Raw genomic sequence first — 25,055 nt, 5'->3', positions numbered from 1 at the left:
GTATGGGCACCAGAAATGCAAATAACGGATTCACCCTGGTCGAGTTGATGATCACTGTGGCCTTGGTGGGCGTGATCGCCGCACTCGCCGTGCCGTCGTTCGCGACGATGATCGCCAACAATCGCCTTGCGACGGCATCCAATGACGTCGTTGGGGTGTTGAATTATGCCCGCAGCGAGGCGATCAAAACCGGTCGTAGTGTGATCGTAAACCCAACAGACGGCGCCAACTGGGCGAATGGTGTCAGCGTCTGGATTGATCGCAACGGCAACGGCTCCATGCAGGATTCCGAGGAGTTACGCAGAACCTCTGGGGCGCCGGGCTCGGTCACTGTAAATTCCTCCTCCAATTTCGCCTTCACCGGCGGCGGCCTGCTCCCCAACGGCTCGGCCGCCGTCACGATCCAGGTATGTGACGACCGCAGCGGTGAGTCCGGGCGTTCCATCACCATTACCCTCGGTGGTCGCATCCGGGCGGAGGACCTCACATGCGGGTAAACATGACTGGAACCGGAAAACGTGGCAACCAGCGCGGCTTCACCATGATTGAGGTTCTAGTCGCCATGATCATCCTGGCGATTGGTTTGCTTGGGGTGGCCGGAATCCAGGCGCTATCCCTGAAACAAAGCAGCAATTCCGCGGTGCGCTCCCTGGTCACCATGCACGCTTACGATCTGTCCGAACGGATGCGGTCTGAATTTGATGATGTCACTGTGTTCGAGAAGGCATCGTCGACAGGGTGCAGCGGGTGCAATGCGAAACTGAGTGCCTGGCATGCTCGCCTGCTTGAGGATGTACCCACTGCCTCGACCGAGGTGGATGTGACATCCAGCGCCAGTCAAACCTTCGCTGAAATCACCGTGGATTGGACAGAGCGGGGCATAGGGAATGATGCCCTTGCCCAGAGTTACACGCTGTATGTGAGGCTCCGATAATGTCAGTGATCAATAAACAACAGGGGTTGTCCATTGTCGAGTTGATGGTGGCATTGACTCTGGGACTGATTCTCACCGCTGGCCTGGTTCAGATTTTCAGCGGAAACCAACGGTCTTTCATAGTTGGCGAGGCCAGTAATCGGGTGCAGGAAACGGGGCGGATGACTACCGAGTTCCTCAGCCGGGCGGTGCGCAATGCGGATTATTGGGGGTGCATTCCGAGGGAAAACGTGGCCAATAAATTGGACAACACCCACCCTGCATACCAGGCTTCTTCGGACCTTTACAGTTTCTCAGATGGCTTCATGGCTTACCAGAGCGACGGCACCACGCTGGGGCTGGCGGGCACCGATGCGCTTATTCTGAGAGGTGTAGGCGGCGCCGGGAATGTCCAGATAACGAGTGTCATGCCAAACTCGTCAGCGAACCTTAAGGTAAACACGGTAGCCGGTATTTCAGAATCCGACATATTGTTGATCAGTGACTGCATCGCCGGCGACATTTTTCAGGTCACTGGCACACAGACCGGTGCGAACCCTGGTATCAACCACAACACGGGGAGTTCCGTGGTGCCGGGTAATGGTAAGCCGCGTGAGGGTGTTGATGTCACCGTTGATAACAACTGTCCAGGTAGCGCAGCCAACTGCCTGTCAAAGCAGTACGACGAGTCTGCTCAAATCTACAACCCCTATTACTTCCAGTTCTTCCTTAATGCGGATGCCAACGGCCGGCGTGCCCTATTCCGCCAGAGCGGTGCGGCCGCGGCCCAGGAAATCATGGACGGTGTCTGGGATTTGCAAATGCGGGTCGGCATTGACTCCGGGCTTTCCAACGGCGAAGTGACCCAGTGGATTGACATCAATGGACCCACGGCACTTTCGACGGCCGCAGCAGCTGATGTCGTGGCAGTACAGATTTCCGTGCTGGCTCGCTCGCCTGAAAACAACATCGTCGACGCCCCGATGGAGCTGTGTTTTCCGTCGTGGACGGATTGCTCTGGTGGCCCGAATTATGATGTTGAGGCGGAAGTGGCGGCCGACTCCCGGCACCTTTACCGAGTGTTCACCACCACCGCGACGATTCGCAACCGGATCTTGAGGGTTGAGCAAAATGAAAGCTAAGTACGTTCGGATGAGATCTGGGCAACGCGGTGCGGTTCTGCTGACCAGTCTGCTGATCTTGCTCATACTCAGCCTGCTCGCGGTGTCCAGTATGCAGAACAGCAGCATGCAGGAACGGATGGTCTCGGCTCAGCGAGAGGGCTACATGGCCATGGAGGGGGCCGAATTGGCGCTCCGGGAGGCGGAGGAAGCGATTGACGCCCTGGCCAGTCCTTCGGGGTTCGACACCATGGACGGCTTTTATGACAAAGGGGATGCGCCACGTGGTAAGGGAGTTTTCGCCGCCGCGGTCTGGACCGGTGCCAACTCGGTAGCCGTGGCCGTGCCTACGGTCAATGGAGATCCCTTGTTCCCGGAGGCTCCCAGATTTTTCGTGGAGTTCGTAGGCGATGCTCAGCTTGAAGTCGGCAACGAATCATCCAACGTCAATATGACCAACTACACCCACGAAACGGGGGCCTCGGTTGCGAAGGCGTTCCGGATCGTTGCCCGAGGCACGGGGGCTACCGGTGATGGCCAACGGGTTCTCGAAGAATATTACCGCCGCGAGTTTTAACGGCGACTCTGGAGGTGCTGTATGAACGTAGTGAATAGTCGCCTGTTTAACCTGGCGGTGGGGCTTGGATTGAGCCTGCCAACCATGGGATATGCCAATGTGCCGTTGGCCGATCAGCCGCTCTTCATTTCCGGGTCTGCCAAACCGAACGTCGTGTACGCGGTCGATGACTCGGGCAGTATGGACTTTGAGGTTGTCAGTACCCTATACCAGGGTAGTGCGAGATATCTGTTTAACGCGGGTGATTCTGCCTCTGACAATGTGGGGGGGTGGTTGACCGGAACAGGTGGGAGCGGGCAAATTCCGTTCTCCAGGTATTTTTATTACCTAAGGTCGAACGCGTACAACGCGCTGTACTACGATCCAGAGTCTGACTACAAACCCTGGCCGAATTCAACGGACCGAACTTTCTTGGACGCCAGCCCCAACAGCGCGAAATTCGAGCCGACATCTGCGTCAAGCCGAACGCTCGACCTGACCGTGAACCAGACGGATACAGCGGGTAACACCTTTTTCCCTGCAACCTATTTCGAAAAAGTTACCGGGGATCTGACGGTTAACAACACTTACTTCGGGGTGTCGTTTTCGTGTCAGAATCCTCCAGAGCCTAAGCTCTATTCCAAGAGCGGTGAAGACTATACCGCCACACTTTACCAGGATTGGGCAGGTTACCCAGAGGACACAACACTTCCTTCGGGTGTCGACGCGTTGGCGCCGGATAACGGCTGCCTACGCAAAGTGACATTAACATCAGCGTCTGATCTGCAGAACTTTGCCAACTGGTTTACCTACTATCGCCGAATCCACCATGCAACCAGGGCTTCCATTGCGGAGTCACTAGAGGGATTGGCGGGGATTCGCGTGGGCACCTTCTGGATCCACAACCTGCGCGATATTCCTATGGAGGACTTGGACACCGAGCGGGGCGATTTCCTGGATGATACCTACGAGCGGTTTGGAAGTGGCTATTCAGGGGGTGGCACGCCGCTCAGAAAGGCATTGGCACACGCCGGAAATCAGTTTAATTCTAATTCCAATGTCATCCAGGCTGAGTGTCAGAAGAATTTCACCGTTCTTTTCACCGACGGATTTAATAATGAGACGGTAAGCGGGGTTGGAAATACCGACAGCGACAATGGCAGACCCTACTCCGACAGCGAATCTGGAACACTCGCCGATGTTGCGATGAAGTATTACGAGACCCGATTGCGCTCTGGGACCTACGAGGCGGGCCAAGTTAAACTCCCGGAAGGCTGTTATAAACAGGAAGGTGATCCCAATTACGACAGCCTAAATCCAACCCGTGTCGAGACGTCGGATCCTTCTTACGATCCTTCAGTCGATTGCAATGCCGATCTGCACATGAACACCTACACCGTAGGTTTTGGCAACATTGGTGAAAAATTTGTCGGAAAAGGGGTTAACTCCGTCAACGCGGCGTATGAGGCGTTTGCGGCAGACCCGGATCTGACTTGGCCGGCCGATATGAGCGGAAGGGGGACTAACGGCAAGACCTGGGGCAATGAACAGGTCGATGATCTCCTGCATGCGGCCGTCAACGGCCGAGGACAGTTCTACAACGCCGCCAACGTGGATCAGTTGCGGGCCTCCCTGTCAGCGGCCATCCGCGACATCATTCGGTCAACCGGCAGTGCCACCAACGTAACCTTCAACACCGCCACTCTGGAGCAGGGCAGTGAGGTTTACACCGCCTCGTTCAACAGCGGTGACTGGTCTGGTTCAGTGGCTGCGCGTTATCTCAACCCGGTGACCGGAGGCATTGGCAACATCAATTGGGATGCGGCGAATACCCTCAACGATCAGGTGCCTGCTGATCGCTTCATTGTTACCAACAACAGCGGTGGCGTGCCTTTCTTGTGGAACCAGTTGTCATCGGCGCAGCAGGACGACCTTGATGGTCCGAACGATGACAACCTTGGTCAGGACCGGTTGGCGTTTATTCGAGGGGAACGCTCCAAGGAGGGCAGTGAATTCCGCAAACGCTCGACTGTCTTGGGCGATGTGGTGAACTCCTCACCCGTCTACGTGGGTGCGCCAGCCAGTGGTTGGCCCGATCGTGATCCGTTCGGCGCGGCATCCACCGGTCGTTATTCAACGTTCAAGCAGGACAAGGCTAGCCGGACACCCATGGTGTATGTGGGCGCCAACGACGGCATGCTGCACGGTTTCAATGCGGAAACCGGCGACGAGCTTGTTGCTTATATTCCTAGCTTTTCCTTTTCTTCCGCCACCAACTCGGGCCTAAATTACCTCAGTGATCCTGGTTATCAGCATCGGTTTTACGTGGACTTGTCGCCGGCTGTGTCGGATGTGTACATCGGTGCCGCTGGCGGAAGTGGCGCGGATTGGCGGACTGTGCTGATTGGCGGCATGCGGGCCGGTGGCCGTGGCCTCTTCGCTCTGAATGTGACCGATCCCGCTGCATTCGATGGTACGGCAACCGAAGCTCAGAATCTGCTCATGTGGGAGTTCTCCCATCCGGATCTGGGTTACATCACCGAGCCGCCGTTGATTTCGCTGGTGGAGTGGGGCAACAACGACTACCGTTGGAGTGCGCTTGTACCCAATGGCTATAACAGCGATAACGGCAAAACTGGTCTGTTCGTGCTTGATATCCAGGCTGGCCAAGACGGCTGGGACTCAGGCGACTACAAGTTCATCGAGCTTGAGGGATCTGGTTCGGGCCTGTCTCCGGTTCGCGCGGTTGATTTCAAAGATGACTCTGGCGCCAAGGTACGCGATGGCGTGGTTGATCGTGTCTACGCAGGCGATCTTGACGGCAACATGTGGGTTGTGGACCTTTCTACCGGGTCGGCGAATTCCTGGCGGAGCGCCTATCGCTCAGGCAACAGCACGAACGCGACCAACTTGCCGTTCTTTGTCGCGGAGGATTCCTCTGGAAATGCCCAGCCGATCACCACTGCGCCGGTGATGGGACGTAACATCTACAACACGGCGGGTAGTGATCCCAACCTGTTTGTGTTCTTTGGAACTGGTCGCTATCTGACTGACAGCGATCCCAGCAGCACGGCGGAGCAAAGCTTCTATGGCGTCTGGGATAGGGGCAGTGCGGTGACGCGAAGTCAATTGCAGGGCCGTTCGATCACAGAAAGCACTGAGTCTGGCCGCGAGGTGCGCACCATTGATGGCGACTCCATTGACTGGACCGATACAAGCGCAAGCGCACGTCGTGGTTGGTACGTCGACTTCAACACCGAGCAAGGTGAGCGGGTTATTGAGAGTCCACTGGTCCGTGGTGAGTACGTGCTGTTCAATACTGTTACGCCCTCACAGAGTTTGTGCCAGAGTGGTGGAACCAGCTGGACGCAGGCTCTTCGGTTTGATGGCACCACACCGAAACAGCCGGTCTTCGACGTAAACAATGATGGCAAAATTGATTCGAATGATGCTGTTATCGCTGGCGTTCGATACGGCGATGCCATGATTTTGAACTCGAATATTTTGGGCGATAACCTTTACCGGCAGGCGTCCGATGGTGAGGTCGATCAGACCAAAATTGACCTCGGTGGCGGCAAGACTCTGGGTCGGTCCGGCTGGCGAGAAGTCTACGAAGAATAATAGGGAATCTTATTTTTATGAGTCTGAAGAGCCTAAAAAAACCGCAAGAGAGAGGGTTTACGTTGATTGAGCTGATGATCGTGGTTGCGATCATCGGCATCATCGCCGCCATTGCCTATCCCAGTTACATGGACCAGGTCCAGAGCACCCGACGCGCAGACGCGCAAGGTGCTCTGGTTACTTTTGCCAATGCGATGGAACGGTTTTATACCCAGAATAACTCCTACATTGGAGCGGATGGGGGCACCTCAACGATCAGCAACACGCTCACGGCGCCAGATGCATCTGTCTTCGCCAGTGTCTCGCCCACCGATGGCAACGCCGTCTACAACCTGCGTATCTACAATTTGACCGCTAACAGCTACGAATTGAGGGCCGTGCCCATTGCCGGCGGCCCGCAGGCGGGCGATGGCTTCCTTCAACTGAGCTCCAACGGCGCGCGTGGCTGGGATGCGGACAATTCCGGAGGATTATCCGGCGCGGAGCAAACCTGGAAGAAGTAACAGGCGAGGGATTAGCCACAGGTGATGGCCTTGCCATAAGTGTCCTCGGGAATGCCGTCGCCGTCACTGTCCTGTGAGATAAAGGGCCTCCCTCCCATGTTGATCCGGATTTGGGAGGCAAAGCGGTTGTCTCCGTTTTTCGGGCACCAAACGATATTGCCAATGGCTTCTTCGGCGAAGCCGGAAGGGCGGAATCGAAAGTAATCCCGAATACCTGTGCGGCCCTTGGCGGTTCCTGTAGAACTCAACTCGAGAATGCGCAAGACCTGGTCTGAGTGAACGATCTTTCTTGCTCGCTGGGGGTCCCGAAAGGCAGTCAGCGGACGGTTCCAGTCCTTGGTGCATTTGCTGTTGGTTCCAATGGGGCAGAGGGTGACAGCGGTTTGTTCTTGTATGGCGGTATTGCGGGACAGATTGATGATGGCGATCAGTTCACTCAGCGCCGCCCGTTGTTCGCCCCTTTGTAGTATCGAATTGAGCGAGGGCAGGGCAAAGGCTGCGACGATGGCGACAATCGTTAGGGTAATCAATAGCTCGAGCAGCGAGAATCCTCTCGCTTTGCGGGCGTGTTTCATCCATGAAACTCCGTTTTATGTGGATAATCCGCGAATCCTTCGCGGGCCTTTATCCTAACGTCTCCGCTGTTCGTGTAACGAAACTTCAGTTGAAACTGTGACTGGGTTCCCTGGAATTACTCCATCCCCAGCTTCTTCAATCGATACCGCAATGCCCGAAAGCTGATCCCCAAGCGCTTTGCTGCCGCTGTCTTGTTCCACCGGGTTGCCTCCAGGGCTTTTTCGATGGTTTGGCGCTCGATCGATTCCAGATAGCCTTCGAGGTCGATTTCTCCCTCCGGCACCGCGATCCTGTCGCCCTCTTGCGGCAGGGCCTGCGCACCCGGGCCCGGAGCGGCGTCAGGTGCCCGCATGCCATTGCCCAAATGTAGATCGTCAGCATCAATCCGGTCCGCGTCACACAGCGTGTAGGCGCGCTCCAGAATATTCTCCAGTTCTCGCACATTGCCCGGAAAATCGTAGGCTTTGAGTTGCTTCAGAGCAGCCGGCGTCAATTCCGCCGCCGGGCATTCATACTCCCGGGCAATCCGTTCGAGAATGTGGCCCGACAGCAACTCGACATCGTCGCAACGCTCGCGCAGCGGCGGCACCCCCAGCTCGATCACGTTGATCCGATAGAACAGGTCCTGACGAAAGCTGCCTTCCTGGACCAGTTCCGGCAGGTTCTTGTGGGTGGCGCTGAGTACCCGGATGTCCACCGGCACTTCCTTGGTGTCGCCCACCGGGCGTACGGCTTTTTCCTGAATCGCCCGCAGCAGCTTCACCTGCATGGCCAGTGGCAGGTCTGCTACCTCGTCCAGGAACAGGGTGCCACCGTTGGCGGAGCGGAACAGCCCCTCCTTGTTTTCAACGGCACCGGTAAAGCTGCCTTTCTTGTGGCCGAAGAACTCGCTTTCCATGAGTTCGGAGGGAATGGCCCCGCAGTTGACGGCAATGAAGGGGCCGTCGCGTCGTGGCCCCTGCAGATGGATCATCCGGGCGACAAGCTCCTTGCCGCTGCCGGACTCGCCGCTGATGAACACCGGGGCCTGGCTGCGGGCTAGCTTGCGGGTCTGGGTACGGAGTTTGCGGATTTGAGGCGAATCGCCCAGCAGCAGCCCGGGTTCGTCCACGGCCTCGTCCTGGTCCGGCTTGGGTGGTGACAGCTTGAGCGCGCTGTTCACCAGTTCCCGCAGTCGGGGCAGTTCCACCGGCTTGGACACGAAGTCAAAGGCACCGGCCTTCAGGGATTCGATCGCCGTGTCCATGTTGCCGTAGGCGGTGATGACGGCAACCGGGGTTGCCGACGCGTGTTCCTGAATCCATTGGACCAGTTCGATGCCGTTGCCATCGGGCAGGTTCATGTCGGTCAGGCACAGTTGGCAGGCGTGGTCGGTCAGTAACTTGCGGGCCGTGCTCAGGTCCGGTGCCGTCAGGGCGGTGATGCCCATCCGGGTCAGGGTGATCTCCAGCAGGTCCCGGATATCTGGTTCGTCGTCAACAATCAGCGCGGTCTGGGTGGTCATCGATGTCGAAGTTTCCATGTTGTTTTGCGGGTGCCGAATCTCCTCTGGCACCGTGTTAAATCAGCCGTCCCGGATGAGCGAAGGTGATGCGGAAACAGCAGCCTGGCTGTCCATCCTTGACCAGGGACAAATGGGCCTGATTAGACTCGCACAGTTCCCGGGCCAGATAAAGACCGAGGCCGGTGCCGCCTTTGTCGGTGGTAAAGAAAGGTTCGAAAACCGAGCCATGGTGCTCCTCCGCGATACCGGGGCCGAAATCCTGCACATCGACATAGGCCCGCTCACCGTCAACCGTCGCGCCGGCATGCACCCTGATCCGTCGTTCACCGGTGCGCAGGAAACTGTAGCGCAAGCCGTTGTCGCACAGGTTGACCATCACCTGTTCAACCTGGCTCTGGTCGAATCGCGCGGGCGGTGTGTCGGCGTCTACCACCAGGTCGATGAAGGTGGTGTCGGCATCGTCCTGGGTCTGGAGGAAATCGGCGCGGAACTGCTTCAGCCAATCGCCCAGGTCGATCAGGTCGGCGTTCGCCGCGCGCCGACGGGACAGGTCCAGCACGTTTTCCACAATGGTGTTCACCCGGCGGGAGTGTCGGCGGATGATGTCGAGCATCTGGTGGTCCGCCTTATCCAGGCTCGGGGACTCCTCCATCAGTTGCGCGGCATGACTGATGGCGCCCAGGGGGTTGCGGATTTCGTGGGCAATGCCGGCGGTCAGCCGGCCCAGTGAGGCCAGTTTCATCTGCTGTGCCTGCTGGGTCACTTTGCTGATGTCTTCGATGAAGACCAGAATGTGATCCCCCCGTTCCTGGTCGAGCCGGGTAAAGTTGGCCTGCAGAACCGGAGACGTCGGAAACGGTTGGAATGGCTCGATGCGCCGGTTCGGGTCGTTTAACCAGGTCTCAAGCCCGAGCTTCAGGACCTGGGGCAGGGTGCGCTGGGCGTCCGGCTGGCTGGGTTGATGGGCGTGAGCGCCAAACAACAGTTCCTCGGCCGCGGCATTGGCCAGTCGGATCTGGCCGTGGCGATCCAGCACCAAGATACCGGTGCGCATACGCTGGATGATCTGCCGGTTGATCTGTTCAAGCTCGGCGATGCTCTGGGCCCGGCTGCTGGCGAGGGCTTCGCTGCTGCGCATCCGGCGGGAGATCGACTGCAGCAGGAACGCGGCGGCGAAGTACAGGATGCCAAGCGAGCCAGCCCGCACGATGTCGTCACCGGAGTGACCCAGGGCCAGAACCGCCCAGCCGGATATGCCGAGTGAGCATATGGCGGCTAGGGCGGCGTAAAACACGCCCATCCGGCTTGGCGTCAGGATGTTGCCGGCGGCCACCGAGACGATAACCAGGTTGGCCAGGCCATTGGTGATGCCGGTACTGGTGAGCAGCAGCCAGTGCATGACCAGGATATCGAGCAGTATCGACAGGGTGATGTGCCGTCGGCTGGGCTGAAAGCCGGCCAAAATGATCAGCGCAATGAACGCGTTCAGGCCCAGATAGCCCGCGACGCCGGCCTGGTAGTAATCGAGAAAGCGAAACCGGCTGTCGAAGTTGACCGGATCCACGAACAGTAGGGCCAGCAGGATCAGACTGACCACCAGCCGATAGTGGTTGTAGATGCGGAACAGCTTGACCTGTTGCTGGTCGGAGCCGGGGTTCGCGGTGGCGAGCGCCGGGGAAGGTTGGTGTACTGCCATGGTCTGAACAAATCCGCTGCTGGTCGGGAGAAATCCTTGTACTTGGGAGGTTATAATAGCCTTTTCGTGGCAATGAGTTATAGGAGCCAAACTATGTCCGTTTCCGGGAGTGCTTCCACCCCGTCCCCATCCCCTCAGAATCTGCGGGTGGTTATGGCCCAGCTGGACTTCCTGGTGGGCGACATTCCCGGCAATACCGAGCGGGTGATCGGGGCAGCCCGGCGAGCAAGTACGGAGCACCAGGCCGACGTGGTGGTGTTTCCGGAACTCTGCCTGACTGGTTATCCCCCGGAGGATCTGCTCTTGCGGCCCAGTCTCGAGCTGCGCGTGCAGGAAGCCCTGCAGCGTCTGCAGGACGAGCAGCTGGCCCCGGCCATCGTCATTGGCGCGCCCATCAGGGAAGGTGCGCTGCTCTACAACGCCGCCGTTGTGATCGAGCAGGGTGCCATCACGGGCCGCTATTTCAAACGCTTTCCGCCCAATTACCAGGTCTTTGACGAGAAACGTTACTTCGCCGATGGGGGCGATGTGGTCACCCTGAACATTCGGGGTGTCCCGGTCGGCATCACCGTCTGCGAGGACATCTGGAAAGACGGTCCGGTCGAGGAGGCGGCGGCTGCCGGTGCGCGGCTGATTCTGAACCTGAATGCCTCACCCTACGATCTGGACAAACAGGCCCGCCGCAAGGCCCTGCTTGAACGCAAGTCGCGCGAAAACCGGGTCAGTATTGTCTATGTGAATCTGGTCGGCGGTCAGGACGAACTGGTGTTCGACGGCGGTTCCATGGTCTTTGACCACTCCGGTGCGCTGGTGGTCGAGGCCCCGCAGTTCAGCGACGGGCTCTTCCCCGTCGACTTCCTGTGTGAACACCATTGCCAGCCAGTCTCCCAGCCATTGCCGGCCGAGCCCAGTGTTGAGGCCAATGTCTACAGCGCGCTGGTGACCGGGGTGCGTGATTACGTCAACAAGAATGGCTTCAAGTCGGTTGTGCTGGGGCTGTCCGGCGGCATTGATTCGGCCGTCACCCTGGCGGTGGCGGTGGATGCCCTGGGCCCCGACCGGGTACGGGCAGTCATGATGCCGTTCCGGTATACCTCCAGCATGAGTCTCGAAGACGCCGAGGCCGAGGCCCGGGCGCTGGGCGTCCAGTACGACGTGTTCTCCATCGAGCCGATGTACGACGCCTTTATGGCCAGCCTGGCCGGACCGTTCGAGGGCACCAGCCCGGACACCACCGAGGAAAATCTGCAGGCCCGACTGCGTGGCGTGCTGTTGATGTCTTTGTCCAACAAGTTCGGCTCGCTGGTGCTGACCACCGGCAATAAAAGCGAGATGGCGGTGGGCTATTCAACCCTGTACGGGGATATGGCCGGCGGCTTTGATGTCCTGAAGGATGTGCCCAAGACCCTGGTGTTTCGCCTGGCCAACTACCGCAATACGGTGTCGCCGGTGATTCCGGAGCGGGTCATTACCCGGCCGCCGTCGGCGGAACTGGCGCCGGACCAGAAGGACGAGGACAGTCTGCCGGGCTACGACATCCTGGACCAGATTCTCAATCTCTACGTCGAGCGTGATTTCAGTGCCGATGCCATCGTGGCCGAGGGCTTTGCCCGCGCCGACGTGGACCGGGTAATCCGGCTGGTGGACATCAACGAGTACAAGCGTCGGCAGGCGCCCATTGGCGTGCGCATCACCGAGAGAGGATTTGGCAAGGACCGCCGCTATCCCATCACCAACGGATGGAAGAGCGGCAAATAGACGGGCAAAGGCGGTGGGCGACTACTCGTCGCCCATCAGGCCGAAGGTGACCACGCTGGACAGTGACCGATTCTCGCGCTTGAGCACATCCGCGTCGAATTCACCGTCGTCGTTGAACGCTTCGCTGTTCGGGAAGTTGGTTCTGAGCAGGGCAATGGCGTCCTGGCTGCCTTTTTTCAGTTCCAGGAATCGGAAGGTTTCGGCCAGGATGATCAGTGCCTCTTCCACCACCGGCGAGGTCGGGTAGTTTTCGACGATGTGACGGGCCCGGTTGTTGGCCGCCACGTACGCCTCGCGTTTGATGTAGTAGCGGGCGGCGTAGATCTCCAGCTCCGCCATGCGGTTGCGGATGGCGATCATACGCTGACGGGCGTCGGCCACGTACTGACTGTCCGGATAGCGGTTCAGCAGCTCTGAAAAATCCTGGAAAGCCTGGCTCTGTTCGCCGGGGTCCCGGGCCGACACGTCAACCGGGAAATAGCGCGCGGCCAGCCCCACGTCCAGGTTGTAAGACGCCAGGCCGCGCATGTACAGGGCGTAGTCGGCGTGCTCGCTCTGGGGGTTCAGGCGCATGAAACGATCCGCGGCCGCCCGGGCCCCTTCCAGGTCCAGATTCTGGTAGCGGGCGAAAATCAGGTCCAACTGGGCCTGCTCGGCGTAGCGGCCGAACGGGTAGTAGGTCTCCAGGGCGTCCAGGTTCTCCTCGGCCTCGTTGAAATTACCGGAGTTCATGGCCTCACGGGCATTCTCGTAGTAGGTCTTTTCCGGCAGAACCTCCTCCTGTCGGTTGGAGGCGCAGGCGCTGATCATGGCCACCAGGGTGGTCAGCAGCAGTAAACGGACAACTGATCTCATGCCGGAATCCCGTATAATGTCGATAAATTCAAAACCGCCGCCATTGTAGCGGGGAAGCGCGCACATGTGCAGCGTGCATCTGACTGTTTGTCATTTCTTGCCAAACGATAACACACCGGCCCCGGGGGCTTAATGTCATCAGAAAACCGAATTACCGCCAGCTTCGTTGTACCACCCGATCTGAGTGATCGCCGGCTGGATCAGGCCGCGGCCGAATTGATGCCGGAACATTCCCGGTCGCGCCTGCAGGGCTGGATCAAGAGCGGGGCCTTGACGGTCAACGGCGAACAGCGCAAGCCCCGGGACAAGGTCATGCTCGACGACCGGCTCGACCTCGATGCCGAACCCGAAGCCCAGGTAAGCTGGCAGGCGGAAGAAATATCCCTCGACATCGTCTACGAGGATGAGCACCTGCTGGTGATCAACAAACCGGCGGGGCTGGTGGTGCATCCGGCCGCCGGCCACGCCGACGGCACCTTGGTGAACGCACTGCTCAATTACGCCCCGGAAGTGGAGAACCTGCCCCGGGCCGGCATCGTGCACCGGCTGGACAAGGATACCTCCGGCATCATGGTCGCGGCCCGCAGCCTGGTGGCGCACACCTCACTGGTTGACCAGCTCCAGACCCGCACCATGGGCCGGGAATACGATGCCCTGGTGGTCGGCACCCTGACCGGAGGCGCCACCGTGGATGCGCCCATTGGTCGCCACCCCCGGGAACGGAAGAAGATGGCGGTGGTGCCGACCGGCAAGGCCGCCGTTACTCACTACCGACTGTTCGAACGGTTTGCCGCCCACACCCACGTGCGCTGCAAACTGGAAAGCGGGCGCACCCACCAGATCCGTGTTCATATGGCCCACGTCAAACATCCGCTGGTCGGAGACCCGCTGTATGGCGGCCGCCTGCGCTTGCCCAAGGGCACGACTGAGGAGCTGCGCGAGGCCCTGGCGGCGTTCAATCGCCAGGCGCTGCACGCCCGCCAGTTGACCCTAGAACACCCGGAAACCGGAGAAATCCTGTCCTGGGAAGTGCCGCTGCCGGACGATATGGTGCAACTGCTTGCGGTGCTGCGCCAGCATGCCGCAGAGCTTGACCGCCGTGAGTTCTGAGCCGCGTCTGATTCGGCCCGAGTGGCCCGCGCCGGCCAACGTTCGCGCCATCAGCACGACCCGGGCTGGCGGTGTCAGCGGCGCGCCCTGGGACTCATTGAACCTGGGCAGTCACGTGGGCGACGATGCCGACCACGTTCGGGAAAACCGCCGTCGGCTGGCCCGCGCCCTGCAACTGGAGGACGACGCCATTGCCTGGTTGTCCCAGGTGCACGGTACCGGGTTGGTCCGGTTGCCGGCACCCGGCGTGCCGGAGGCCGATGCCGCCCTGGCCGACCAGCCGGGCCAGGTTTGCGCCATCATGACCGCCGATTGTCTGCCGGTACTGTTCTGCAACCGGTCTGGAACCCGGGTCGCCGCTGCCCACGGCGGCTGGCGTGGCCTGTGTGATGGCGTCCTCGAAGCCGTGGTTGCCGGCTTCGAGGAGCCCGCCGGAGAGTTGCTGGCCTGGCTCGGGCCGGCCATCGGCCCCGGGCATTTCGAGGTGGGGCCCGAGGTGCGCGCCGCGTTTGTGGCCCAGGATGCCCGGGCAGATGCGGCCTTCTCCGCACAGGGCGCACGCCCAGGTCACTGCATGGCCAACATTTACGAGCTGGCTCGGCTGCGGCTGGCGGCAGCCGGCGTGACCCAGATTTACGGTGGCTCACTGTGCACCGTGTCGGACCCTGAACGCTTCTATTCCTACCGCCGGGATGGCCAGACTGGTCGCATGGCCTGCCTGATTTGGCTGGCCGACTGATGCCGCTCTGAGCGGATCTTGATGTCCGTCAATCTTCCCGTCGCTTGCCATGCCCGCCGCTTGAAGTCCCCCCGCTTGCCCCTACATTAAGAATCAAAGCCCGACGGATGTTGGCGTGGCCTGCGCCGCGCCGACCTCTCGGATCACCGAATTGGGGAACGAAATCTATGAGAATCGACAAACTCACCAGTCGGCTGCAGACCGCCCTGGCGGATGCCCAATCGCTTGCGGTCGGCAAGGACCATAATTTCATTGAGCCAGTGCACCTGATGCAGGCACTGCTCGATCAGGACGGCAGCTCCATCAAGCCCCTGCTGAAGCAGGCGGGGGCAGAGCCCGGGCGGATTCGCCAGGCCATTGCCCGCGAACTTGAGCATCTGCCGGAGGTGCAGGGGTCGGCCGGCGATGTCGCCATGTCCAATGACATGGGGCGGCTGTTCAACATTGCCGACAAGCTGGCCCAGAAGCGCAAGGACCAGTTCATTTCCAGCGAACTGCTGCTGTTGGCGGCGCTGGAGGATCGGGGCACGCTCGGTCGTGTGCTGCGAGAGCAGGGGCTGGACAAAGCCGCGCTGGAAAAGGCCATTGATGAGGTCCGGGGCGGCGACACCGTGAACGACGCCGGTGCGGAAGAGAACCGTCAGGCCCTGTCCAAATACACCATCGATCTGACCGAGCGCGCGGAGGCGGGCAAGCTGGACCCGGTGATCGGTCGGGACGACGAGATCCGTCGCACCATCCAGGTGTTGCAGCGCCGTCGCAAGAACAACCCGGTGCTGATTGGTGAGCCCGGCGTGGGTAAGACCGCCATCGTGGAGGGGCTGGCCCAGCGCATCGTCAATGGTGAGGTGCCCGATGGTCTGAAGGACAAGAAAGTGCTGTCCCTGGACATGGGCGCGCTGATTGCCGGCGCCAAGTTCCGGGGTGAATTCGAGGAGCGCCTGAAAGCGGTGCTGAACGAGTTGGCCAAGCAGGAAGGCCAGATCATCCTGTTCATCGACGAGATTCACACCATGGTGGGTGCCGGCAAAGCCGAGGGTTCGATGGATGCCGGCAACATGCTGAAGCCGGCGCTGGCCCGAGGAGAGCTGCACTGCGTGGGCGCGACCACCCTGGACGAATACCGGGAAAACATCGAGAAGGATGCCGCCCTGGAGCGTCGATTTCAGAAGGTGCTGGTCAGCGAGCCCAACGAGGAAGACACCATCGCCATCCTGCGCGGCCTGAAAGAGCGCTACGAGGTGCACCACGGGGTCGAGGTCACCGACGGTGCCATCATCGCCGCGGCCAAGTTGTCCCACCGTTACATCACCGACCGGCAGCTGCCCGACAAGGCCATTGACCTGGTCGATGAGGCGGCCAGTCAGATTCGCATGGAGATGGACTCCAAGCCCGAGGCCCTTGACCGCCTAGAGCGGCGGCTGATTCAGCTGAAGATTGAGCGCGAGGCGCTGAAAAAAGAGACCGATGCCGCCTCCAAGAAACGATTGGAGGAACTGTCCGGTGTGATTACCGGTGTCGAGCGGGAATACGCCGATCTGGAAGAGGTCTGGAACACCGAAAAAGCGGCGCTCCACGGTTCCCAGAAGATCAAGAGCCAGCTCGAGCAGGCCCGTATCGATCTGGAGAACGCCCGTCGCGCCGGGGACCTGGGCAAGATGTCCGAGCTGCAGTACGGCCAGATTCCGGAGCTGGAGCGGCAGCTCGACATGGCCAGCCAGGCCGAGATGATGGAGATGAAGCTGCTGCGCAACCGCGTGACCGACGAGGAAATCGCCGAAATCGTCTCCAAGTGGACCGGCATTCCGGTATCGAAAATGCTGGAAGGCGAGCGTGACAAGCTGATGCGGATGGAAGAGGCGCTTCACGGCCGGGTCATCGGCCAGGATGAGGCCGTCGAGGCGGTCTCCAACGCCGTGCGGCGATCCCGTGCCGGACTGTCCGATCCCCATCGGCCGAACGGCTCCTTCCTGTTCCTGGGACCGACCGGGGTGGGCAAGACCGAGCTGTGCAAATCCCTGGCGTCGTTCCTGTTCGATACCGAAGAGGCCATGGTTCGGATCGACATGTCGGAATTCATGGAGAAGCACTCGGTCGCCCGCCTGATCGGTGCGCCTCCCGGCTACGTCGGTTACGAGGAGGGCGGTTACCTCACCGAAGCCGTGCGCCGTCGGCCTTATTCCGTGTTGCTGCTGGACGAAGTGGAGAAAGCGCACCCGGACGTATTCAACATCCTGCTGCAGGTGCTGGAGGATGGCCGGCTGACCGACGGCCAGGGCCGAACCGTGGATTTCCGCAACACGGTGATCGTCATGACCTCCAACCTAGGGTCCGACATCATCCAGCAGAAAGCGGGTGAGGAGAATTACGAGGCCATGAAGTCTGCGGTCATGGAGGTGGTGGGGACCCACTTCCGGCCGGAGTTCATCAACCGGGTGGATGAGGTGGTGGTGTTCCACCCGCTGGCGGAAAATCAGATCCAGGGCATTGCCCGCATCCAGATCGAGGCCCTGAGCAAACGGTTAACCGATCAGGATATGAAGCTGGAGCTGGATGACGCCGCCATGGAACTGCTCGCCGAGGTTGGCTACGACCCGGTTTATGGGGCGCGGCCCTTGAAGCGGGCCATCCAGCGGATGATCGAGAACCCGCTGGCGCAGCGGCTGCTGCAGGGTGAGTTCGTGCCCGGGGATACCATTCGCGGGACGGTGAGCGAGCATCAGCTGGTGTTTTCCAAGGGTTAACTGAACTGGGGGAGGCAGCTGTTCATCGTCTGCCTCCCCGGTTCTTTCACTACTGCATTGTTTGGGCAGATTGCGGACCGCAATTTTCTTGGGCGATCTGACGCGCTTTGGCGCGCTGTTCGGCTATTTCTTCCGGTGACAGATACCGTTGCTCGCCGTTTTCCTCGACCCGAATCCGGGCATTGCTGTCGATCGCGTCCAGATTGGCGCGTGCGGTCGCGCAGTTTGCTTCCCGCTGCTTGGCTTGCGCCTCCTGGACCGCTCTCGACCGCTGGCTTACAGCCTGGTCATCCTGACGTTGTTGCAGCTCCTTCAGCTGCTCCTGCGGACTTTTGCGCTCTGAACCCGATTGCGATGCGGTCCCGGAGCGTACATTCAGTTTCTCGGACTGTTTCCCGGTCGGCTGCCTGTCGCCAAAGTGGGTCACGCCGTTTTCATCCGTCCATTTATAAACGGAAGCGGCCAGGGCGAGGCCAGGTGCGGATGCAATAAGAAGGGTCAGCGTCAAGATTTTCTTGTTCATGGCTTTACTCGTCGTCTGGTCACTGCGCCCGGTGGTCGGCCAATTCCAGCCGCCAGGTCCTTGATTCCGTCGATGCTTGGTTATCATGCCATCCAAATCGGGATTTTTCTTCCGTCTGGTTCAAAACTCTGTAGGCAATTGGTGGTGGTTGGCCAAACCCGAGGCCAGAAAGGCGCTGGAAAGGCGTGGCGCCTATTGACAGGGAGTTTCCCGCTGTCAGAATTACCGATTGCCTGAAGACTGGGGTCAATACGGCAGGCAATCCCGAGCGAGTATCCCCCGTTTAACACCACACTGAACGCACCGCGCCGTCGTCGCGGGATGGTTGTTGCTTACGTGCAACCCGTTGATTGGCCGTTCTCCGCAACCCTCAGGAGGGCGGCTGGCCAGGAGACAACCTCTTACAAGGTGTGGAGGAGTAGCCGGTTCCGCTTTCACAAGAAGCAGGGAAACCGTGAATCCAGGCAACCGGGCGTGGCCCGGCTCATTCACTCGTAGAAGAGGGTAGAAAACCGTGGAGTTATTGTCTGGCGCCGATATGCTGATTCGCTCCCTGCAGGACGAAGGGATCGAATACATATACGGCTATCCGGGTGGTGCAGCGCTGCATATCTATGACGCGTTGTTCAGGCAGGACAAAGTCAAGCACATTCTGGTTCGGCACGAGCAGGCAGCGGTCCATATGGCCGACGGCTATGCCCGGGCGACCGGAAAACCAGGTACCGTACTGGTGACCTCGGGTCCTGGAGCCACCAACACCATTACCGGCATCGCCACCGCCTTTATGGATTCCATCCCCATGGTGGTTCTGTGCGGTCAGGTTGCATCCACACTGATTGGTGAGGACGCCTTCCAGGAAACCGACATGATCGGTGTTTCGCGGCCGGTCGTTAAGCACAACCTCAGTGTCCGTCATCCGGAAGAGATTCCGGAGGTGATTCGCAAGGCCTACTACATCGCGGCAACCGGCCGTCCTGGCCCGGTGGTTGTTGATATCCCCAAGGATATGACCACGCCGAACGAGCGCTACGAATACGCTTACCCGAAAAAGGTGAAGCTGCGCTCCTACAATCCGGCCATCCGTGGCCACGCCGGGCAAATCAAGAAAGCGGTCGACATGCTGCTGGCGGCCCGTCGCCCGGTGATCTACGCCGGCGGCGGCGTCATTCTCGGCAAGGCCTCCGACCAGTTGACGGATCTGGTGCGCACCCTCGGGTACCCCATTACCAACACCCTGATGGGTATTGGCTGCTACCCGGCCAGCGACAAGCAACACCTCGGCTGGCTTGGCATGCACGGCACCTATGAAGCCAATATGGCGATGCACCATTCGGATCTCATTCTCTGCGTCGGCGCGCGGTTCGATGACCGTGTCACCAACGCGACCGAGAAGTTCTGTCCGGGCGCGCGCATCATCCACATCGACATCGACCCGGCTTCCATCTCCAAGACCGTCGATGCCGACGTGCCCATTGTGGGCCCGGTTGATGCGGTGCTGAAAGAGATGCAGGCCTTGGTCAAGGAAAGCAAAGCCAAGCCGGACGCCGATGCCATCGCGGCCTGGTGGAAGCAGATCGACGAGTGGCGTGCCTTCCATGGCATGCGCTACGAGACCAGCGACGATGTCATCAAGCCTCAGGAAGTCATCGAGCTGCTGTGCCGGCTGACCAACGGCGAGGCGTTCGTCACCTCGGACGTGGGGCAGCACCAGATGTTTGCGGCCCAGTACTACAAGTTCGACAAGCCCAACCGGTGGATCAACTCCGGTGGTCTGGGCACCATGGGCTTTGGTCTGCCGGCCGCCATGGGTGTCAAGCTGACCCACCCGGACGACGAAGTGCTGTGCATTACCGGTGAAGGCAGTATCCAGATGAATATCCAGGAGCTGTCCACCTGCAAGCAGTACAACCTGCCGGTGAAGATCATCAACCTGAACAACCAGGCCCTGGGCATGGTCAAGCAGTGGCAGGACATGAACTACGAGTCCCGTCATTCCCAGTCCTACATGGAGTCCCTGCCGGACTTCACCAAGCTGGCGGAAGCCTATGGCCATAAGGGCGTGGTGATCGACAAGAAAGCCGATCTCGAAACCAAGCTGAAAGAAGTGCTGGCGATGAAGGATGAGCTGGTGTTTGTCGACATTTATGTGGACCGCTTTGAGCACGTCTATCCGATGCAGGTAGCCCGCGGGTCCATGAAGGACATGTGGCTCAGCAAGACGGAGAGGGTGTGATCATGCGTCGAATCATTTCCGTTCTGCTTGAAAACGAACCTGGCGCGCTGTCCCGTGTGGTCGGGCTGTTTTCCCAGCGCAACTACAACATTGAAACCCTGACCGTGGCCCCGACCGAGGACGAGACCCTGTCCCGTCTGACGGTAACCACCACCGGGTCGGACAAGGTCATCGAGCAGATCACCAAGCAGCTCAACAAGCTCATCGAAGTGGTCAAGCTGGTGGACCTGACCGAGGGCTCCCACATCGAGCGCGAGCTGATGCTGGTCAAGCTCAAGGCCACCGGCTCCCAGCGAGCTGAAATCAAGCGTACCGTGGATATCTTCCGGGGCCAGATCGTCGATGTCACCAGCTCGGTCTATACCGTGCAGCTGGCGGGCGACAGCGAAAAGCTGGATGGCTTTATCCAGGCAGTGGGTACGTCCGGTGTGCTTGAAGTGGTGCGCACCGGTGTCTCGGGTATTGCCCGCGGCGAGAAGGTACTCAGCCTGTAACGGCTATTGATACGAATCGAACATCATGGCCCGATGGGGCCACTATAAATAACAGAGGTTTGTCATGCAGGTTTATTACGATAAGGATTGTGATCTTTCCATCATCCAGGGCAAGAAAGTTGCTGTCATCGGTTTCGGTTCCCAGGGCCACGCCCACGCGTGCAACCTGAAGGAATCCGGTGTGGACGTGACCGTTGGTCTGCGTCCGGGTTCTTCATCCATTGCCAAGGCTGAAGCCTATGGCCTGAAGACCAGCGACGTGCCTTCCGCTGTCGCCGCAGCCGATGTGGTCATGGTTCTGACCCCTGACGAGTTTCAGTCTCAGCTGTACAAGGCCGAGATCGAGCCGAACCTGAAGCAGGGTGCCACCCTGGCGTTCGCCCACGGTTTTGCCATCCACTACAACCAGATCGTTCCGCGCAAAGATCTGGACGTGATCATGGTTGCTCCGAAGGCACCGGGCCACACCGTGCGCACCGAGTTCGCCAACGGCGGCGGTATTCCTGACCTGATCGCGATTTTCCAGGACGCCTCCGGCAACGCCAAGAACGTGGCTCTGTCCTACGCCAGCGGCATCGGCGGCGGTCGGACCGGCATCATCGAGACCACCTTCAAGGATGAGACCGAAACCGATCTGTTCGGTGAGCAGGCGGTTCTGTGTGGTGGCGCCGTTGAGCTGGTCAAGGCCGGTTTCGAGACCCTGACCGAGGCAGGTTACGCGCCGGAAATGGCCTACTTCGAGTGTCTGCACGAGCTCAAGCTGATCGTCGACCTGATGTACGAAGGCGGCATCGCCAACATGAACTACTCCATCTCCAACAACGCGGAGTATGGCGAGTACGTGACTGGCCCGGAAGTCATCAACGAGCAGTCCCGTGAAGCCATGCGCAACGCCCTGAAGCGCATCCAGAGCGGTGAGTACGCCAAGATGTTCATCTCCGAAGGCGCACTGAACTACCCGTCCATGACCGCGCGTCGTCGCCAGAACGCCGCTCACGAGATCGAAACCGTGGGTGAAAAGCTGCGCGGCATGATGCCGTGGATCTCCGCGAACAAGATCGTGGATAAGGACAAGAACTGATCGGGTTTCCGACTGGTTCTGGAAAAACGCGGCCCGGGTGGCCGCGTTTTTCGTATATACTCCGCCCAAATGCTTTCCGGAGTTGTGGGAATGACTGACGAGAAGAAAAACGCCGATGTGAGCGCCCAGCAGGGGCGGGCCGAGCACAAGCCAACGGCCGAGTACGAAGTCGAGGCCGGGGAAGTGGTTGAAGAGGAGCTGGTGGAAGGTGCGCCGGTGCGGCGCAAAGGTATATACCTGTTGCCCAATGCCTTGACCACGGCGTCACTGTTTTCAGGGTTCTACGCGATCGTCTCGGCGGCCAACGGCATGTTTGACAACGCCGCCATTGCCATCTTCGTGTCCATGATTCTCGACGGACTGGATGGTCGCGTGGCGCGCATGACCAATACCCAGAGCAAATTCGGCGAAGAGTACGATTCCCTGGCCGATATGGTGGCGTTTGGTGTGGCCCCGGGCCTGGTCGCCTTCTTCTGGTCCCTGAACGGCCTGGGCAAGGTCGGCTGGGCCATCACCTTCATCTACGTTGCCGGTGCGGCCCTGCGGCTGGCGCGATTCAATACTCAGATCGGCTCGGTCGACAAGAAATACTTTGTTGGTTTGCCGAGTCCTGCGGCCGCCGCCTGTGTGGCCGGATTGGTCTGGTGTTTCCACCTGTTCGAGCCCGCTTCCTGGTTGACGCTGTTGACCATAGTGGTGGTCGGTGGCACCGGTGTGATGATGGTGAGCAACATTCTGTACCGCAGTTTCAAGGATCTGGACATGCGCGGTCGGGTACCGTTTGCAGCCATCTTGTTGGTGGTACTGATCTTCGTGGTGATCGCGCTGGATCCGGCGACCGTACTCTTCACCGGTTTCCTGATTTACGCCCTGTCCGGGCCAGTGCGCGCCCTGTTCCGCAGAAAGCCTCGCCGCGCTCCGGGCACGTCGTCCTGAAGCGCTGACGCCGGGTCCCACGACCCGGGAATTTTGAACGGAACCTCCGGTCAACTTCCTCAGTGCTTAACGCCCGTGGATTGAACGGAGAGTTCCGATGCTCATCAAGAAACGCCCGGCCTGGGCCATTCCATCCAGCGAGATTACCCCCGAGCCCATTTACCGTGCCCGGCGCGAATTCATGACCGGCACCCTGGCCGGCGCGCTCACCCTGTCTCTGTCGCCGCTGCTCGCTTCGGGCGCGCGAGCCTCGACCCTTGAGCCTCTGGACTTCACGGCGGCCAGTCGGTTTTCGACCGACGAAAAGAAAACACCGTTCGAAGACGTAACCCGCTACAACAACTTCTACGAGTTCGGTACCGGTAAGGACGATCCCGCCAAGTACGCGCATGAAATGTCGGTGGACCCCTGGTCGGTGGTCGTGGAAGGCGAGTGTGCCCGGCCCGGCCGTTACGATTTTGATCAGTTACTGAAGCCGGGTAACTATGAGGAACGGGTGTATCGGCTGCGGTGTGTCGAAGCCTGGTCCATGGTGATTCCCTGGATAGGCGTACCGCTCGCGACCTTCTTGCAGCGGTTCGAGCCGACGTCAAAAGCCAAGTACGTCTATTTCGAAACCCTCCACGATCCCGAGCAGATGCGGGCCCAGCGCTCCTTGTTCAGCACCATCGACTGGCCCTACCAGGAGGGGCTGCGGATGGACGAAGCCATGAACGAGCTGTCGTTTCTGGCGGTCGGGCTCTACGGCAAGAGCCTGCCCAACCAGAATGGCGCGCCGGTCCGGCTGGTGGTGCCGTGGAAGTATGGCTTCAAGAGCATCAAGTCGATCGTAAAGATCCGGTTTCAGGAAGCACGCCCGAAAACCACTTGGGAAATGATCGCGCCCCAGGAGTACGGCTTCTATGCCAACGTGAATCCGGAGGTGGACCACCCCCGCTGGAGCCAAAAGCGGGAACGCCGACTGCCCTCGGGCCTGTTTTCTCCAAACTGGATTGAGACCCGCAAGTTCAACGGTTACGGAGAACAGGTGGCGGGCCTCTACAAGGGCATGGACTTGCGGACCTATTACTGATGCCCATGACGGTTCGGAGCCGAGACCCCAGGTGGTTGCTGCTCTTCCGCCTGGGAGTCGCCGTCCTTGCTCTGGTCCCGTTGCTGATGTTGCTGGGGCGCATCCTCACTCGAGACCTGGGGCCGGACCCGGGGCAGGTGATCACCGAGTCGTTCGGGCTTGCTGCCTTCCAGTTGTTGTTGGCGACCTTATGCATGACCCCATTGAAAAGATGGACCGGATGGTCGGGCTGGATCAGGGTGCGCCGGATGCTCGGTTTGTTCGCGTTTTTCTATGCTTGCCTGCACGTGCTGTCCTTTCTCCAGTTCATTCTCGGCTGGACCGATTTGTGGGCGACCTTCACCAAACGTCCTTACATCATCCTCGGCGCATTCGCCTTTCTGAGCCTGGTCCCATTGGCTCTCACGTCCACCAAAGGCATGGTCAAGCGCCTGGGAAAGCGATGGAAGCCCCTGCATCGATTGATCTACGTGGCGGTCGTCTTTGCCTGGCTCCATTTTGTCTGGCAGGCCCGAAGTGACATCGGTGAGATGGTCGGTTACGGGGTGATGCTGGTGTGTCTGTTGGCGCTTCGGGGTGTCTGGTTTGGTTGGTCGACCCTGATCCCCCTGAGAAAGGGCTGAAACTGCTCAAACAGTGCTCGATCTGGTGGCTTTTTAACCGTCCATGTAGGTGGAAACCGAAACCCCGATAAATAAATCAAAAAACCGCGTTGACAGTTTCTCTGACGCCTGTAGAATGCGCACCACTTCTGAGGGACAAGCCACTGACGCAGCGGCCAACCAAAGAAGCAACCGTTTGAAAAGCTTGAAGAAATTGAGTTTCAAAATTCTTCAGAAGGCGGTTGACAAGGTAGCGATTCGCTGTAGAATGCGCGCCTCGAAACAAGCAGTAAGCCGGTTAGATTTTCGGCGGTTTTCGGAAGCGGAAACGAGTTGAAAATAAACGGTTGACAAGGCGGCGAAGCGATGTAGAATACGCGGCCTTGATTGAGCAACGGCTCAAACGCTCTTTAAAAAG

Annotated in this window: 21 protein-coding genes; 16 read left to right on the top strand and 5 right to left on the bottom strand. The window is 59.5% G+C overall.

Annotated features, from left to right (window positions below; translation table 11 throughout):
- Positions 1–2 precede the first annotated feature (2 nt).
- Genes U5822_RS17560 through U5822_RS17535 form a run of 6 tightly spaced genes read left to right on the top strand, consistent with a single transcriptional unit; the run spans position 3 to position 6,714 of the window.
- Positions 3–497 carry a GspH/FimT family pseudopilin gene (locus tag U5822_RS17560; protein ID WP_322856978.1) on the top strand — a complete coding sequence of 165 codons (495 nt, stop codon included), beginning with the start codon at positions 3–5 and terminating at the stop codon, positions 495–497.
- Positions 488–934 carry a type IV pilus modification protein PilV gene (gene pilV, locus U5822_RS17555; RefSeq protein ID WP_322856977.1) on the top strand — a complete coding sequence of 149 codons (447 nt, stop codon included), beginning with the start codon at positions 488–490 and terminating at the stop codon, positions 932–934. Before U5822_RS17560 ends, pilV begins: the two co-directional genes overlap by 10 nt.
- Positions 934–2,055 (top strand): PilW family protein, encoded by a 1,122-nt coding sequence (locus U5822_RS17550; RefSeq protein ID WP_322856976.1) that lies wholly within the window; start codon positions 934–936, stop codon positions 2,053–2,055. Before pilV ends, U5822_RS17550 begins: the two co-directional genes overlap by 1 nt.
- A 10-nt stretch (positions 2,056–2,065) precedes the next feature.
- Positions 2,066–2,611: a pilus assembly PilX family protein gene (locus U5822_RS17545; RefSeq protein WP_322856975.1), complete on the top strand. Its 546-nt coding sequence runs from the start codon at positions 2,066–2,068 to the stop codon at positions 2,609–2,611.
- Between the two features lie 21 nt (positions 2,612–2,632).
- The gene (locus U5822_RS17540; RefSeq protein ID WP_322856974.1) at positions 2,633–6,211 is read left to right on the top strand and encodes a pilus assembly protein; all 3,579 of its coding nucleotides are present in this window, start codon (positions 2,633–2,635) and stop codon (positions 6,209–6,211) included.
- A gap of 17 nt (positions 6,212–6,228) precedes the next feature.
- Complete coding sequence (locus tag U5822_RS17535) at positions 6,229–6,714, top strand: type IV pilin protein (protein WP_322856973.1); 486 nt, start codon at positions 6,229–6,231, stop codon at positions 6,712–6,714.
- A gap of 11 nt (positions 6,715–6,725) precedes the next feature.
- Here the strand turns inward: U5822_RS17535 and U5822_RS17530 are convergent, their stop codons facing one another.
- The 3 genes from U5822_RS17530 to U5822_RS17520 all read right to left on the bottom strand — a co-directional run bounded on the left by U5822_RS17530 (position 6,726) and on the right by U5822_RS17520 (position 10,490).
- The gene (locus U5822_RS17530) at positions 6,726–7,289 is read right to left on the bottom strand and encodes a GspH/FimT family pseudopilin (protein WP_322856972.1); all 564 of its coding nucleotides are present in this window, start codon (positions 7,287–7,289) and stop codon (positions 6,726–6,728) included.
- Between the two features lie 116 nt (positions 7,290–7,405).
- On the bottom strand, positions 7,406–8,794 hold the full coding sequence (locus U5822_RS17525; RefSeq protein WP_322857107.1) for a sigma-54-dependent transcriptional regulator: 1,389 nt from the start codon (positions 8,792–8,794) through the stop codon (positions 7,406–7,408).
- Positions 8,795–8,849: 55 nt separating this feature from the next.
- Positions 8,850–10,490, bottom strand: coding sequence for a sensor histidine kinase (locus tag U5822_RS17520; protein WP_322856971.1), 1,641 nt, complete (start codon positions 10,488–10,490; stop codon positions 8,850–8,852).
- 93 nt (positions 10,491–10,583) lie between these two features.
- Between U5822_RS17520 and U5822_RS17515 the strand changes: the two genes are divergently transcribed.
- Entirely contained in the window at positions 10,584–12,248 is a 1,665-nt protein-coding gene (locus tag U5822_RS17515; protein WP_322856970.1) for an NAD+ synthase, read from the top strand.
- Positions 12,249–12,269: 21 nt separating this feature from the next.
- Here U5822_RS17515 and U5822_RS17510 read toward each other — a convergent pair whose 3' ends face one another.
- Positions 12,270–13,103: an outer membrane protein assembly factor BamD gene (locus U5822_RS17510; protein WP_322856969.1), complete on the bottom strand. Its 834-nt coding sequence runs from the start codon at positions 13,101–13,103 to the stop codon at positions 12,270–12,272.
- A gap of 132 nt (positions 13,104–13,235) precedes the next feature.
- Here U5822_RS17510 and rluD point away from each other — a divergent pair, with 132 nt between their 5' ends.
- The 3 genes from rluD (at position 13,236) to clpB (ending at position 17,696) form a co-directional block, all read left to right on the top strand.
- The gene (gene rluD, locus U5822_RS17505; protein ID WP_322856968.1) at positions 13,236–14,213 is read left to right on the top strand and encodes a 23S rRNA pseudouridine(1911/1915/1917) synthase RluD; all 978 of its coding nucleotides are present in this window, start codon (positions 13,236–13,238) and stop codon (positions 14,211–14,213) included.
- Positions 14,182–14,952 (top strand): peptidoglycan editing factor PgeF, encoded by a 771-nt coding sequence (gene pgeF, locus U5822_RS17500; RefSeq protein ID WP_322856967.1) that lies wholly within the window; start codon positions 14,182–14,184, stop codon positions 14,950–14,952. Before rluD ends, pgeF begins: the two co-directional genes overlap by 32 nt.
- Before the next feature lie 167 nt (positions 14,953–15,119).
- Positions 15,120–17,696, top strand: coding sequence for an ATP-dependent chaperone ClpB (clpB, locus tag U5822_RS17495; RefSeq protein WP_322856966.1), 2,577 nt, complete (start codon positions 15,120–15,122; stop codon positions 17,694–17,696).
- 49 nt (positions 17,697–17,745) lie between these two features.
- Here the strand turns inward: clpB and U5822_RS17490 are convergent, their stop codons facing one another.
- The gene (locus U5822_RS17490) at positions 17,746–18,219 is read right to left on the bottom strand and encodes a DUF4124 domain-containing protein (RefSeq protein ID WP_322856965.1); all 474 of its coding nucleotides are present in this window, start codon (positions 18,217–18,219) and stop codon (positions 17,746–17,748) included.
- 514 nt (positions 18,220–18,733) lie between these two features.
- On the opposite strand from U5822_RS17490, the gene U5822_RS17485 reads away from it, so the two are divergent.
- The 6 genes from U5822_RS17485 to U5822_RS17460 all read left to right on the top strand — a co-directional run bounded on the left by U5822_RS17485 (position 18,734) and on the right by U5822_RS17460 (position 24,658).
- Positions 18,734–20,452: an acetolactate synthase 3 large subunit gene (locus U5822_RS17485; protein WP_322856964.1), complete on the top strand. Its 1,719-nt coding sequence runs from the start codon at positions 18,734–18,736 to the stop codon at positions 20,450–20,452.
- Positions 20,453–20,454: 2 nt separating this feature from the next.
- Positions 20,455–20,946 carry an acetolactate synthase small subunit gene (ilvN, locus tag U5822_RS17480; protein ID WP_070970156.1) on the top strand — a complete coding sequence of 164 codons (492 nt, stop codon included), beginning with the start codon at positions 20,455–20,457 and terminating at the stop codon, positions 20,944–20,946.
- Positions 20,947–21,010: 64 nt separating this feature from the next.
- Positions 21,011–22,027: a ketol-acid reductoisomerase gene (ilvC, locus tag U5822_RS17475; RefSeq protein ID WP_322856963.1), complete on the top strand. Its 1,017-nt coding sequence runs from the start codon at positions 21,011–21,013 to the stop codon at positions 22,025–22,027.
- Positions 22,028–22,117: 90 nt separating this feature from the next.
- Positions 22,118–22,963: a CDP-diacylglycerol--serine O-phosphatidyltransferase gene (gene pssA, locus U5822_RS17470; RefSeq protein WP_322856962.1), complete on the top strand. Its 846-nt coding sequence runs from the start codon at positions 22,118–22,120 to the stop codon at positions 22,961–22,963.
- Between the two features lie 97 nt (positions 22,964–23,060).
- On the top strand, positions 23,061–24,035 hold the full coding sequence (gene msrP / locus U5822_RS17465; RefSeq protein ID WP_322856961.1) for a protein-methionine-sulfoxide reductase catalytic subunit MsrP: 975 nt from the start codon (positions 23,061–23,063) through the stop codon (positions 24,033–24,035).
- The gene (locus U5822_RS17460; RefSeq protein WP_322856960.1) at positions 24,035–24,658 is read left to right on the top strand and encodes a protein-methionine-sulfoxide reductase heme-binding subunit MsrQ; all 624 of its coding nucleotides are present in this window, start codon (positions 24,035–24,037) and stop codon (positions 24,656–24,658) included. The genes msrP and U5822_RS17460 overlap by 1 nt, the downstream gene beginning before the upstream one ends.
- The last annotated feature ends 397 nt before the right edge of the window (positions 24,659–25,055 follow it).

It is taken from the genome of Marinobacter qingdaonensis, assembly GCF_034555935.1.
Lineage (GTDB): Bacteria > Pseudomonadota > Gammaproteobacteria > Pseudomonadales > Oleiphilaceae > Marinobacter > Marinobacter qingdaonensis.
This window is presented reverse-complemented; position numbering and strand designations above follow the sequence as displayed.